11 protein-coding genes are annotated in these 13,104 nt (G+C 63.0%); 2 read left to right on the top strand and 9 right to left on the bottom strand.

Annotated elements, in window-relative coordinates; translation table 11 throughout:
• Positions 1-12: 12 nt before the first annotated feature.
• Complete coding sequence (locus BLS13_RS10130) at positions 13-972, bottom strand: glycosyltransferase family 2 protein (protein ID WP_256325802.1); 960 nt, start codon at positions 970-972, stop codon at positions 13-15.
• A gap of 135 nt (positions 973-1,107) precedes the next feature.
• Here BLS13_RS10130 and BLS13_RS10135 point away from each other — a divergent pair, with 135 nt between their 5' ends.
• Together BLS13_RS10135 and mazG are read left to right on the top strand one after the other, a co-directional pair.
• Complete coding sequence (locus tag BLS13_RS10135; RefSeq protein ID WP_143011930.1) at positions 1,108-2,589, top strand: hypothetical protein; 1,482 nt, start codon at positions 1,108-1,110, stop codon at positions 2,587-2,589.
• Between the two features lie 13 nt (positions 2,590-2,602).
• Entirely contained in the window at positions 2,603-3,340 is a 738-nt protein-coding gene (mazG, locus tag BLS13_RS10140) for a nucleoside triphosphate pyrophosphohydrolase (RefSeq protein WP_093451831.1), read from the top strand.
• A gap of 45 nt (positions 3,341-3,385) precedes the next feature.
• On the opposite strand, the gene BLS13_RS10145 is transcribed toward mazG, so the two are convergent.
• The 8 genes from BLS13_RS10145 to dusB form a co-directional block, all read right to left on the bottom strand.
• Complete coding sequence (locus BLS13_RS10145) at positions 3,386-3,805, bottom strand: GNAT family acetyltransferase (RefSeq protein ID WP_093451833.1); 420 nt, start codon at positions 3,803-3,805, stop codon at positions 3,386-3,388.
• Positions 3,806-3,880: 75 nt separating this feature from the next.
• Positions 3,881-5,200: a GTPase HflX gene (gene hflX / locus BLS13_RS10150; RefSeq protein ID WP_093451834.1), complete on the bottom strand. Its 1,320-nt coding sequence runs from the start codon at positions 5,198-5,200 to the stop codon at positions 3,881-3,883.
• Positions 5,197-5,691, bottom strand: coding sequence for an RNA chaperone Hfq (hfq, locus tag BLS13_RS10155; protein ID WP_093451836.1), 495 nt, complete (start codon positions 5,689-5,691; stop codon positions 5,197-5,199). Before hfq ends, hflX begins: the two co-directional genes overlap by 4 nt.
• A 135-nt stretch (positions 5,692-5,826) precedes the next feature.
• On the bottom strand, positions 5,827-7,215 hold the full coding sequence (locus tag BLS13_RS10160) for a nitrogen assimilation response regulator NtrX (RefSeq protein ID WP_093451837.1): 1,389 nt from the start codon (positions 7,213-7,215) through the stop codon (positions 5,827-5,829).
• Between the two features lie 3 nt (positions 7,216-7,218).
• Positions 7,219-9,474: a sensor histidine kinase gene (locus tag BLS13_RS10165; protein ID WP_093451839.1), complete on the bottom strand. Its 2,256-nt coding sequence runs from the start codon at positions 9,472-9,474 to the stop codon at positions 7,219-7,221.
• A 72-nt stretch (positions 9,475-9,546) separates the two neighbouring features.
• Complete coding sequence (gene ntrC / locus BLS13_RS10170; protein WP_093451840.1) at positions 9,547-11,001, bottom strand: nitrogen regulation protein NR(I); 1,455 nt, start codon at positions 10,999-11,001, stop codon at positions 9,547-9,549.
• Positions 10,998-12,119: a two-component system sensor histidine kinase NtrB gene (locus BLS13_RS10175; RefSeq protein ID WP_093451842.1), complete on the bottom strand. Its 1,122-nt coding sequence runs from the start codon at positions 12,117-12,119 to the stop codon at positions 10,998-11,000. Before BLS13_RS10175 ends, ntrC begins: the two co-directional genes overlap by 4 nt.
• A complete protein-coding gene (gene dusB / locus BLS13_RS10180) occupies positions 12,095-13,096 on the bottom strand; it encodes a tRNA dihydrouridine synthase DusB (RefSeq protein WP_093452013.1) in 1,002 nt (333 codons plus the stop codon). Before dusB ends, BLS13_RS10175 begins: the two co-directional genes overlap by 25 nt.
• Positions 13,097-13,104 lie beyond the last annotated feature (8 nt).

Below are 13,104 nucleotides of genomic sequence, written 5' to 3' on the forward strand. Positions count from 1 at the left end.
CCGGTCGGGGGCTCAGCGATCGGTATGCCCGGGGGCCGGAAAGCTCAGATAAGCGAGCCGGCGAACCTCGCGCCGCCCGCGCACCACCGTGTCGAGGATCAGCCCGCAAAAGCCGTTGAGCACCGCCATGATCATCAGGCCGGTCGACAGCAAGGCGGTCGGCAGGCGCGGCACGAGGCCGGTCTGCCAATAAGTGATGCCGAGCGGGATCGACAGGATGATCGCCAGCAGGGCGAGCGCGACACCGATCGCGCCGAAGAACAGAACCGGCCTTTCGAGCCGGAACAGCGTTCCGATCGTCCGCAATATCCGCCAGCCATCGCGATAGGTGGACAATTTGGAGACCGATCCCTCGGGCCGCGCGCCATAGGCCGTCACCAGCTCGCTGACCGGCATCTGCAGCTCCAGCGCATGGACGCTGATTTCGGTTTCGATTTCGAAACCTTCGGACAGAACCGGAAAGCTCTTCACGAACCGGCGTGAAAAGACCCGATAGCCCGACAATATATCGGAGAAGCTGGTGCCGAACAGGCGCGCCAATATGCCCGTCAGCATCGCATTACCGAACCGGTGGCCGCGCCGATAGGCTTCCTCAACTTCGGAGCGGCGCGCGCCGACCACCATATCGAGCCGTTCATCGAGCATCATGCGGATCATCTCCGGCGCCGCGGCGGCATCATAGGTCGCATCGCCATCGGCCATCACATAGATGTCGGCTTCGACATCCGAAAACATCCGGCGCACGACATGGCCCTTACCCTGCATCCGCTCGGTCCGCACGATGGCACCAGCCGCCCGTGCAACCTCCACCGTGCGATCCCGGCTATTGTTGTCGAACACATATATGCGAGCGTCGGGCAACGCCGCGGCGAAGCCCTTTATGGTCGCGGCGATCGCCGCCTCTTCATTGTAACAGGGGAGGATGACCGCGATATCTGGCTGCATAGGGCCGGTGATAACCAGCCAGCGCATATCTGTCATCACCGGAGATGACGATCATTAATCCGCGCTTCGTAAAACGATCGGCAATCGCCTATCAATCATATGGGCAGCCCTAATGTCCGTGATTCGGAGCCCTCATATTCTGCAATGTTTCGAATGGACGGGATGAAGATCAGGCTGCTTTCCATATTGCTGCTGAGCATCGTGCTGCTGCTGCCCGCCCTGCGCAACGGCCAGCCGTTCATGATGAGCGATACCACAACCTATGTGCGCGGCGCCGATGCGGCGATCTACAAGCTAACCGGCATCCGGACGATGTGGACCGGCACCTTCCTAGAGCGTTACGAGCATGCCGAGCCGACGGCGCCATCTTCATCGACCGACCATCAGCCGCGCGATGCGGCCGACCTGCCTGTGACCATCAATGGGCGATCGGTCTATTACGGCATGCTGCTCTATCTCTCCTGCCTGTTCGGCAATTTCTGGGGCGCAGCGATCGTCCAGATCGTGCTGACGGCAACGGCAATCACGCTTGGCGTCGAGCAGATTTCACGGGCACTGGGAAAAGCCCCGCCCAGTATCGGAACGGTGCTGGTGATGGCCGTCGTGATCGGGCTTGGCCCCGCCGGCTATTTCGCCGGCTACATGATGCCCGACATCTTTCTGCCGCTGGCCGTGATAGCCTTTTGCCAGCTCGGCCTGCTGTGGCGCGTGCTGACCCGGAAAGAGCGGGGATTCTGGCTTGGCTTGTTGACCGCTGCCCTGCTGTTCCACGCGCTGCATGTCGTGATCATCGCGTCGGGATTTGCCGCGCTCCTGCTACGATCGGGACGTTCGCCCGAAGCAGACGGTCGATCGCGCCTGATCGCGATTCTCGCGACCTTGCTGTTGGCGCTGTCAGGACAGGCCATTTTTCACCTGGCGGTGCGCGAAGCCACCGGCGCCGGCCCGGTCGACGTGCCGTTTCTTACCGCGCGGCTCACGGCGGACGGCCCGGGCGAAGGCTATCTGAGGACGCATTGCCCAGCCGCCGGGTTGCGGCTGTGCAACTATCTGCACCGGCTGCCGATGGACAGCGACACCTTCCTGTGGAACCACGATCCGAATACCGGCATCTTCTCGGCGGTGCCACCGCGCGATCGACGCGCGATTGCCGCCGAACAATTCGCATTCGTCGCCGGCGTTGCCGTCGATCGGCCAATGGCACTTGCGAAATCGACGGTGGTTTCGATCGGTCGGCAGATCGCAAAATGGCGGCTGGCCGAATTCAATTATGGCCAGCGCCAACGCGAGACGTTCGACGCGAAATTGCCGGCCCCCATCATCGCATCGACATCGGCATCGGCCGCCTACCGGCAAGCCATGCCGGTGCGTTTCACCGAAATCGCGACACCGGTCCTCGCGCTGGTGGCGCTGGCGGCGATCGTGCTTTTCGCGCGATCGCCGATCGAGCGCAGGACGATCCTGCCCTATCTGGCATTCGCCATCGGCGCGCTGCTGCTCAATGCCATCATCTGCGGTGCCATATCGACACCGCACGACCGCTATCAGATGCGGCTGATCTGGATTTTGCCTTTCCTGGCGGTGGCATTACGACCCGATCTGGGCATGCGATCGGGGCGTCTCATCCGAATTACAACAGCCTGAAAGGACATCGGACATGATCGAGCCACTTCGCGATATCATGGCGCGCCTGCGCGATCCCGAAAATGGCTGCCCGTGGGACAAGGTTCAGGATTTCCGATCGATCGCGCCTTATACGATCGAAGAGGCTTATGAAGTCGCCGATGCGATCGCACGCGACGATATGGCCGCGCTCAAGGACGAACTCGGCGACCTGCAGCTGCAGGTCGTCTATCACGCTCGCATGGCCGAAGAGATCGGCGCGTTCGCCCTCGGCGACGTGATCGACATGATCTGTGCGAAGATGGTGCGCCGCCACCCCCATGTTTTCGGCGACGGCGAATCCCCGGGCTGGGAAGAGATCAAGGCCGCCGAACGCAGCGCCCATGACGACGATAGCGCGCTTGCGGGTGTTGCGCTCGCCCTCCCCGCGCTGCTGCGCGCCGAGAAGATCCAGAAGCGGGCGGCCCGTACCGGCTTCGACTGGCCCGACGATCGCGGTGCGCGCGCGAAGATCGACGAGGAAATAGCCGAAGTCCTGGAGGCCCGTTCACCGGAAGATCAGGCCGAAGAGATTGGCGATCTTCTGTTCGCGGTCGTCAACTGGGCGCGCCACCTGAAGATCGATCCCGAGGCCGCGCTGCGCGGCGCCAACGCCAAATTCGAGGCGCGCTTCCGCGCGATGGAGGGCATGGCCGGCGATGCCTTCGCAGGCCTGACGCTCGACGAGAAAGAGGCGCTGTGGCAACGGGCGAAGCGCGAAAGCAAGAATTGAAGGCTTCACATTCTCCCTTCAATCGAGGGGGAAAAGGCAATCACCTCAGCCGGCGACCCGTTTCCCCATGCTCAGAACGTCATCGAAGCCGTAGCCGATATTCTCATAAAAGCGGGTGACCGCGCGGTTTGCCATGCGGACCTGCAGATTGATCTTGGTGCATCCCATTTCCCGAAGGCGGGTTTCGGCGGCTTCGACCAGCGCGGCACCGATGCCACTGCCGCGGTGGGATCCCCGCACCGCCACATAATTGAGCCAGCCACGGTGCCCGTCATAGCCGGCCATGATCGTGCCAATGACTTCGCCGCCATCAACCGCGACCAGAAACAGGTCGGGCTGGACAGCCTGCTTCTGCCTTATGGCGACCTCCGCGCGGTTCCACGGAGAATCATTGGGAAATGCTTCCTCCCACACCGCCTTCACGCCGACAAAATGGCTGTCGCGATAGACTTGGATGTCCACCATAGGCCCTCCTACGGAATGAATATGACGCAGCGCGCATCCGTTGCAAAGTAAGACCGAGAGGGGAGAAGTACGTCGTCAGCCCCGTGAATCGAAACGGTCCATATCCGTATCCGACAGCCTGACCTCGACGATCATGCGATCGCCCTCGACTTCCTGCCCCAGCACTTCGCCATGGGCATGCAACCAGGCCATGCCGGCTCCGTTTGCAAGATCCACCGACAGCGTCCGCACCCTTTTGCCTCCGCTCAGCCGATCGGAGACGATCCGCCGCAGGGCATCCACGCCTTCGCCCGACAAGGCCGAGAGCAGCACGACATCATCGCGGCGTGCCGCCTCGCCCTCGACGCGAACGCGTTCATCTGGTCCGAGCCTGTCGACCTTGTTCCACACTTCGAGGATCGGCGCGCCCTCGCCCGCCAGCACTTCGGGCGCCTTGGGTCCGACGCCGATCTCGCCCAGCACATCGAGAACGTCGGCGGCCTGCGCGTCGCTGTCGGGGTGGGCGATGTCGCGGACATGGACAATCAGGTCGGCACCCGTCACTTCTTCGAGCGTTGCCCGAAACGCCGCCACCAGCTGTGTGGGAAGATCGGAAACGAAGCCCACCGTGTCGGACAGGATCGCCTTGTCGATACCGGGCAGCGTGATCTGCCGCATCGTCGGATCAAGCGTCGCGAACAACAGATCCTCAGCCATCACCGCCGCACCCGTCATCCGGTTGAACAGGGTCGATTTGCCGGCATTGGTATAGCCGACCAACGCGATGACCGGCCAGGGCGCACGCTGGCGCCGGGCGCGGTGCAGGCCACGCGTGCGGCGGACCTGCTCGAGCTCGCGGCGCAGCTTTGCCATGCGATCACGGATCAGCCGGCGATCCGCCTCGATCTGCGTTTCGCCGGGGCCCCCGAGGAAGCCGAAGCCGCCGCGCTGCCGCTCAAGATGGGTCCAGCTGCGGACCAGGCGCCCCGCCTGATAATCGAGATGCGCAAGCTCGACCTGCAGCCGCCCTTCGGCGGTCGCCGCCCGCTCGCCAAAAATTTCGAGGATCAGACCGGTCCGATCAATCACCTTGGCGTTGACCGACTTTTCAAGATTGCGTTGCTGGATCGGCGTGAGCGCACCATCGACGATCAGCAATTCGGCCTCGGCCATGCGCGCAGCCGTGGCGATCTGTTCGACCTGCCCCGATCCGAACAAGGTCGCCGGTTTGGGATCGCGGACGCGGAACGACAGCCGCTCAACGACATCGACCCCGATCGCGGCCGCCAGACCGGCGGCCTCGTCCAGGCGCGATTCGGCGCTGCGCTGGCTATCGCCCGCACGTTCGGGGAGAGCCACCAGCGCCCGTGCGCCGCGGCTCAACCCCTCATCGTCCTCGCGATCAAAAACGCTCAATCGTCGTCCGTGTCGTCGTCGTCACCGTCGATTTCGGCGAGATTCAGCGGATGCGCCGGCTGAACGGTGGAGATCGCATGCTTGTAAACGAGCTGCGACAGTCCATCGCGGCGCAACAGCATGCAGAACAGATCATAAGCCGCGATTTCGCCCTGAAGCATCACGCCATTGACCAGGAACATTGTCACCGGTTCACGCGTGCGCCGCACCGCCGATAGGAAAACATCCTGCAAAAGATGCGATTTGCGATCCTCGAAGGTCTTTTCGATATCCGAAAGGTCCACCGGGTGCGCGGGCATTACCGTTGAGATCGCATGCTTGTAGATCAGCTGCGATTGTCCATCGCGGCGCAACAGCACCGAGAAGTTATCGAACCAGGTGATGATCCCCTGGAGCTTCACGCCCTTCACGAGGAACATCGTGACGGGGGTTTTGGTCTTGCGGACCGAGTTCAGGAAAATATCCTGCAAGTTATTGACCTTATCGGCCATTTGCCGGTCTCCGGTCTTGGCGGATCATAGCCCGCTATTGCGCCGTTGCATGGCATCGTGCACCTGCCGCCGGGTGCGGAGGCAGGGGCATCTTATCGCCTGCAAATCGATCCGTCCATCTCGCAGACGCAGCATTTATTCGGAATCATCATCGCGCGGATCGACAAGGCCCAAGGTCTTGAGTTTACGGTGCAAGGCCGACCGCTCCATGCCGATGAACGAGGCCGTACGCGAAATATTCCCCGAAAAGCGCCGTATTTGGACGCGCAGATATTCGCGTTCGAAATTTTCGCGTGCCTCGCGCAATGGCGTGCCCATAATCGATCGCGCGGCTTCGCCAGGCGACATCCGCACCTGATCGCTCAAGATCTCGGCCGGCAGCATATCGAGTTCGATCCGACCGATGCGATCGCCCGGCGCCAATATGATCGTCCGTTCGACGATATTGCGAAGTTGCCGGACATTGCCCGGCCAGTCGAATGCCTGAAGCACACCCACAGCATCCTCCGTGACCTGCGGCGTCGGCACCCGGCGCTCGGACGCAAAGCGCGCGACAAAATGATCGATCAGGGCCGGGATATCCTCGCGCCGCTCGTTCAATGCCGGGATATGAACCGGGACAACATTCAGCCGATAATAGAGATCCTCCCGGAAGCGACCGGCGGCAATCTCCTCGGCCAGGTTGCGCGACGTTGCCGAGACGACCCGAACATCGACTTTGACGATCCGCTGTCCGCCGACCCGGTTGAACGCCTGCTCAGTCAGCACGCGCAGGATCTTTGCCTGCGTGGTCATCGGCATATCCGCGATCTCGTCGAGAAAAAGGGTGCCGCCGTGCGCGCGTTCAAGCAAACCCGATCGGATCAGCTCGCCATTTTCTTCAAGGCCGAACAATTCCTCCTCGACCCGTTCAGGCTCCATCCGCGCGCTGCTGACGATAATGAAGGGCGCCTGTGCCCGGTGGCTCCACAGATGAAGCAATCGCGCCGCAACCTCTTTGCCCACGCCCGCAGGGCCGCTGATGAGGACACGGCTGCCGGTCGCCGCGACTCGCTTCAAGGTCGCACGAATCGTATTGATCGCCGCCGAATTGCCGGTAAGTTCATCCTCCTGCCCGATCTGGGCCCGCAGCGTCGCATTTTCGCGGCGCAGCCGCTCGGTCTCGGTGGCACGCCCGACGAGCATGAGCAGACGTTCGGCCTCGAATGGCTTTTCGATGAAATCGGTGGCCCCCCGCCGGATCGCGGCGACCGCCGTATCGAGATTGCCGTGCCCCGAGATCATCAGCACCGGCAGCGTTGAATCCCGGCGTTTGATTTCGTCGAGCAAATCGAGCCCGTCGAGCCGCGACCCTTGCAGCCAGACATCGAGCAGCACAAGCGAAGGCCGCCGCTCGTCAATCGCCGCCAGTGCCGCGTCGCTGTTCGCCGCGGTCCGCGCGGCATAACCGTCATCCTCCAGCACACCGGCGACTAGATCGCGGATATCTTCCTCATCATCGACGATCAAAATCTCAAGCGCCATGATCTAGCCGTTCCCACTTCTGTTGAGCGCCGGAAGGCGCGTATCTTCGACCAAATCGTCAGAATCATCTTCATTGCCGGCCAGGCTGCGAAGCGTTTCCAGGTTGAAATCGAGTTCGACCAAAGTCCCGCCACCGGGCCGATCGCGGAAGGCGATCGCACCGAAATGGTCTTCGACGATCTTGCGGACGATCGCGAGGCCCAGGCCCGTTCCGCGCGAGCGGGTTGTCATATAGGGTTCGGTAAGCCGCTCGCGTTCGGGTGGTAACCCGGGGCCATTATCCGCCACCACCAGCCGCAACCGACCGTCGACAACGCGGATCGTCATCGCAATCACGCCCGGCGCCGACTGACTCCGATTCTCTTCGATCGCCTCGACCGCGTTCTTGACGATATTGGTCAGCGCCTGGCCGAACTGCCGGCGATCGCACACCATCAACGGATTTTCCTGATCGCTATCCAGGCTGAAGCTGATCGTCGGGTGGGCGACTTCGTGCAGGAACATCGCCTGCCGCGCGATATCGACGATCGCCTCTTCGCGGAACGTGGGCTTGGGCATGCGCGCGAACGACGAGAATTCGTCGACGATCCGGCGCATATCGCCCACCTGGCGGATGATTGTTGCGGTCAGCCGTTCGAATACGGCCGGATCCGAGGTGACTTCCTTGCCATATCGGCGCTGCAGCCGCTCCGCGGCCAGCTGGATCGGCGTCAGCGGGTTCTTGATCTCGTGCGCGATACGGCGCGCAACGTCTGCCCAGGCCGCACGGCGCTGATCGGCGAGCCGCTGAGTGATGTCATCGAAGGTCAGGATATGGCCGGATTCGTCGCTGACGCAGCGGACAGCCAGTGTCTTGGGTTCGCCGTCGACGATAAGCTGCGCCACCATTTCGCGGTTGCCGCCATCGAGCAGCCGGTCCATCTCCGCCGACACGTCCGCCAAAGCGAGGCCGTCGATCGAGTTCGGCAGCTTCAATATCGCCTTGGCCGAGGTGTTGGCGAGCGTGATGCAGCGCCGGTCGTCAACCGATATGATGCCTGCAGTCACGCCCGACAGCACCGCCTCCATGAAGGACCGGCGGCTTTCGAGCTGGGTGTTCGCTTCGATCAACGCCCCCGTCTGCTCGCCCAGCTTGCGCGTCATCCGGTTGAATGCGCTGCCGAGCGAACCGATCTCATCCTGCTTGGGCGATGGCTTCACCCGCGCCGACATATCCCCCGCGGCCACCCGCCGCGCAGCGGCCACCAGTTCGTTGACCGGCCGCACCAGGCGATCGGCAACCGTTATAGCCACCCAGATGGCGATGCCGAGGATCATCAGCGAGACGAACATCAGCGTGATGTTGAACCGAACCTGCAAGGCGCGTGCGCGATCGACCAGAGCGACATAATCGCCAAGCGCCGATCGCGCACGCGCGGCTTGCGCCAACACCACCGGATCGGATTTGCGTGAAACATAAAGATAGGTCTGGCTGGCCCGATCGATCAGGATCGAGCCTTCGATGCGGTCGCCAGCCTCGGCCGTGATCCGCGGCTGACCGCCTTGCATGAATTGCAGCGCCGCCAACGGCAGCCGCTTGAGAAGCGGGCGCTTGTCCAGGTCTGCAAGCGCGATAAGTTGCAGCGATTGATCACGCCCCACGCTGATGATCGCGGCTTCCGACAGGTTGCGGTAGGCAACCTGTCGCGCGAAGAACGGGCTGAACCGCGGATCATCGATGCTGATGCTGCCAAGCGCGTTGCGGATATCATCGGCCATCGGCACGATTTCGCCATGGACCCGCTCTTTGCCTTCGTTGACATAAGCCTGCGCGACCCGCTCGGCACTGACGAGCACGACGCGCGCCTTGTCCGAAAACCAGAATTCGATGCCGAACTGGAAGAGTAGCGAGGCGAAGATCACGACGAGCAATGTCGGAACTGTCGCAATCACCGAGAACAGGCCAACCAGCCGAACGTGCAATCGCGCCCGGCCCCCAAGTTCGGATCGCGCGGCGCGCCCCTGCGCGATCCGGCGCGCCGCGAGCACCATTAATCCCATGAACGGTACAAGGTTGGCCACCAGCAGCAGGGCGACCAGCTGCGGCGTCAGAAACTGTTCGGGAGCGCCCTCGCCCGAAATCGCCCGATAGCTGACGATCGCGACCGCCAACGCCAGCAACGGCGTGATCACTTCAAGCCAGGGGATCAGCCGCCTGAGCCGCCAGGTGACCGCCATCCGCCTCCGGAACCGCTGAACTTTGTACCTGACCGCCATCATCGTGGCTTCCTTACCACAATAGCGTGACCTCTGGAACACAGTTGCGGCAGGTGACCTGCCGCCCGGCCAGACTTAATCGGCGCGGCGCCCGGTTCCCGCATCGATTCCAAGATCGGTCAGCTTCTTGCGCAGCGTGTTGCGGTTGATGCCCAGCAGACGCGCGGCGCGCAGCTGATTTCCCTTCGCAGCGGCCATGCTGAGTCGCATCAGCGGTTGCTCGACCTCCGCCAAGATCCGATCATATAGTCCGTCGGGCGGCAGATCGCGGCCGAAGGTGGCGAAGTAGCGCGCAAGATGGCCTTCGACGGCATCGGCCAGGCCGCCCGCCGGCGACAGCGGAGCCGTGGCGGCCTCGACAGTCGGCGACAATTGAAACTGCAGTTCGATCACGCTGGCCGTGATCACATCCTCTCGGCTGAGGACGGCCAGGCGACGCATAAGATTTTCGAGCTCGCGGACGTTGCCGGGCCAAGCATAGTGCATCAACTGGTCGATCGCGCTGCCATCGAGCGCCTTGCGGGGGAGCCCATCGGCCGCCGCGCGATCGAGAAAATAGCGCGCAAGCTCACCGATATCCTCTCCACGCTGGCGCAGCGCGGGCAGACGGACCGGCACGACGTTGAGCCGATAATAGAGGTCTTCGCGGAAGCCCCCTTCGGCAATCAGCTTCGGCAGATCCTTATGGGTCGCGGCGATGATGCGGACATCGGCGCGGATCGACCGCGATCCGCCGACGGTGGTGAATTCGCCGGCCTGCAGCACGCGCAGCAGCCGGGTCTGCGCCTCCTTGGGCATGTCACCGATTTCGTCCAGAAACAGGGTGCCGCCCTGGGCCTGTTCGAACCGCCCGGCCGTGCGCGTCTGGGCGCCGGTAAAGGCACCCCGTTCATGACCGAAAAGTTCGGACTCGATCAGTTCGCGCGGAATCGCTGCCAGATTGACGGCAATGAACGGCGCTGCCGCGCGCGGGCCAAAATCATGGATCGCCCGCGCGACCAGTTCCTTGCCGGTCCCCGATTCGCCCAGCACAAGCACCGTCAGATCATTGGCGACAACGCGTGCGATCGTGCGATAAACCTCCTGCATCGGCGGGGAGCGGCCGATCAAGGGCAGGTCTTCGGTGGCCTTATCAACGGGGCTGCTGCCATTCGAACCCTTGCGCGCCGCCAGGGCGTCGGCGACCGCGCGGGTCAACTCGGCGAGATCGAACGGTTTGGGCAGATAATCGAACGCCCCCTGCTCGGTGGCGCGCAACGCCGTCGTAAAGGTATTCTGCGCCGACAGGACGATCACGGGCAGCCCGGGATTGGTCGCCAATACCTCCGGGATCACATCGAGGCCGTTGCCGTCCGGCAGCACCACGTCGGTCACCAGCACCTGCGGATCGAAGCTCGCGATCATCCGACGCTGCTCGGCCACGGAAGCGGCTGTTTCGACAGTGTAGCCCGCACGGCGCAAAGCCTCACGCACCACGGTGCGAACTGCGCCATCGTCGTCAACGACAAGAACCCTGCCCCCAGTGGTCATGCCGTCACGCGGGCACGTGGGAGGAGAAGCCGGAATACCGTCCGTGTCGGACTGCCCTCACGCGCATATTCGATGATTCCTCCTTGATCGGACACAAGCTTTTCCACCAGCGCGAGACCCAGGCCGCTGCCCGCGCGCTTCGTGGTGACGAACGGATCGAACAGGTGACCCTCTATCTCCTCCGGCGCGCCGGGTCCCTCATCGATCACGCACACCTCGATCGGCAGTGGCTGGCGCGCATCGTCGTCGGCACGGCGCATCGATACGCCATGGCGATAGGCGGTCGTCAACGTGATGGCGCCGGGTTCGCCGCTCATCGCTTCAGCCGCGTTCTTGAGCAGGTTGATCAGAATCTGGATCAGCGAATCGCGATGCCCGAGCACCGCCGGCAGCGAGGGATCATAGACCTCGCGGATCAGCCGCCCTTCGGCAAATCCCTTGAGCGCAACGGCGCGGGCATGACCAAGGATGGCGTGGATATTCTGCGGCCGCATCTCGATCGGGCGGGTATCGGTGAAACCCTGCATGCGATCGATCAGGCCGGCAACGCGATCGACCTCCTCGCGGATCAAGCGGGTCAATTCCCGCGAATCATCGTCCACGCAGCTTTCCAGCAACTGGGCAGCGCCGCGCACCGCGGACAGTGGATTCTTGATTTCGTGCGCGAGCATCGCCGCCGCCGCAACCGCCGTGCGCGTCCCGCCCTCGCGCTCGCTCGATCGCGCCACGAACGGCCCGCGTGCATGGCCATGGATGGAAACTACGCGCCATCCCATCCGATCGGGCACCGGCCCGACCATCAGATCGACCTTCATCCGGCGGCGGCCGGGCAGGAAAATATCGATGTCATAAGCCGCAAAAGGTGCATCATTCGGCATCGTCGTCAGCGGATGGCCGATCGCCTCGACGATCGGCCGTCCAACGATCTGGTTGCGGCTGAGATTGAACAAGGATTCGCAGGCCGAATTGACATCGACCACCCTGCCCTCAGGATCGATGACAATCACCGCCGTTGCCATCGCGGCCAGGATTTCCGACGCAATCGGGGAATCGACGGGCCTATCAGCCGCCGGTGCACGCCTGCCGAAACGGATCAGGCCGCTGCCCGGGAGAGCCATGGTGCATAGAATTCGGCCAGCATCGCGATGACACGGGCGGGATCGGCTTCCTGATTGGCCTTGAAGCGGAATTCGGCCGAGCCGTGCAGGCCCTTGGTGTACCAGCCGATATGCTTGCGGGCCATGTTGACCCCGACTTCGCTGCCATAATGTTCGAGCATTGCGACATAATGGCTTGCGATAACCTGATATTGTTCGTCGACCATCGGATCGGGACGGCGTTCGCCGGTCTGCAGATAGGTCATCACCTGCCTGAGCAGCCAGGGCCGGCCATAGCTGCCGCGGCCAATCATCAGCCCGTCGGCACCTGACTGATCGAGCGCCTGAACGGCATCGTCGATCGAGCAGATGTCGCCATTGACGATCACCGGGATCGACACAGCATCCTTGACGCGGCGCACGAACGCCCAATCGGCCGAGCCTTTGTACATCTGGCAGCGAGTGCGGCCATGGACGGTGATCATCTGGATGCCGAGATCCTGGGCGATACGAGCGAGTTCGGGCGCGTTGAGGCTGTCATGATCCCAGCCCATCCGCATCTTGAGTGTGACCGGCACATCGACCGCGGCCACCGTCGCCTTGATGATCGCGGTCGCCAGTTCGGGCACCCGCATCAGCGCGGAACCGGCGTCACCATTGACGACCTTGCGGACCGGGCAGCCCATGTTGATATCGATGATCGCGGCGCCCTTGTCCTGCGACAGTTTCGCTGCCTCGCCCATTTCATAGGGCGTGCAGCCAACGAGCTGCATCGACACCGGCTCCTCGATCGCATCCCACATCGCCTTTTGCAGCGATTGGCGAGTCTCGCGGATCGCAGCCTGGCTGGCGATCATCTCGGTCACGTTGAGCCCGGACCCATATTGACGGACGACGCGGCGAAACGGCAGATCGCTCACGCCAGTCATCGGCGCGAGGATCACGGGCGTCTCGATCCGCACGGGACCGATCTGGATGGGGCGCAGTCTGGGGGTCATCAGATCCA

Source organism: Sphingomonas sp. YR710 (assembly GCF_900101455.1).
Classification (GTDB): domain Bacteria; phylum Pseudomonadota; class Alphaproteobacteria; order Sphingomonadales; family Sphingomonadaceae; genus Rhizorhabdus.

Coding starts and splice junctions, on each gene's coding strand:
- BLS13_RS10130 (WP_256325802.1), bottom strand. CDS start 972: ATGCGCTGGCTGGTTATCACCGGCCCTATGCAGCCAGATATCGCGGTC.
- BLS13_RS10135 (WP_143011930.1), top strand. CDS start 1,108: ATGAAGATCAGGCTGCTTTCCATATTGCTGCTGAGCATCGTGCTGCTG.
- mazG (WP_093451831.1), top strand. CDS start 2,603: ATGATCGAGCCACTTCGCGATATCATGGCGCGCCTGCGCGATCCCGAA.
- BLS13_RS10145 (WP_093451833.1), bottom strand. CDS start 3,805: ATGGTGGACATCCAAGTCTATCGCGACAGCCATTTTGTCGGCGTGAAG.
- hfq (WP_093451836.1), bottom strand. CDS start 5,691: ATGGCCGATAAGGTCAATAACTTGCAGGATATTTTCCTGAACTCGGTC.
- BLS13_RS10160 (WP_093451837.1), bottom strand. CDS start 7,215: ATGGCGCTTGAGATTTTGATCGTCGATGATGAGGAAGATATCCGCGAT.
- BLS13_RS10165 (WP_093451839.1), bottom strand. CDS start 9,474: ATGATGGCGGTCAGGTACAAAGTTCAGCGGTTCCGGAGGCGGATGGCG.
- ntrC (WP_093451840.1), bottom strand. CDS start 11,001: ATGACCACTGGGGGCAGGGTTCTTGTCGTTGACGACGATGGCGCAGTT.
- BLS13_RS10175 (WP_093451842.1), bottom strand. CDS start 12,119: ATGGCTCTCCCGGGCAGCGGCCTGATCCGTTTCGGCAGGCGTGCACCG.
- dusB (WP_093452013.1), bottom strand. CDS start 13,096: ATGACCCCCAGACTGCGCCCCATCCAGATCGGTCCCGTGCGGATCGAG.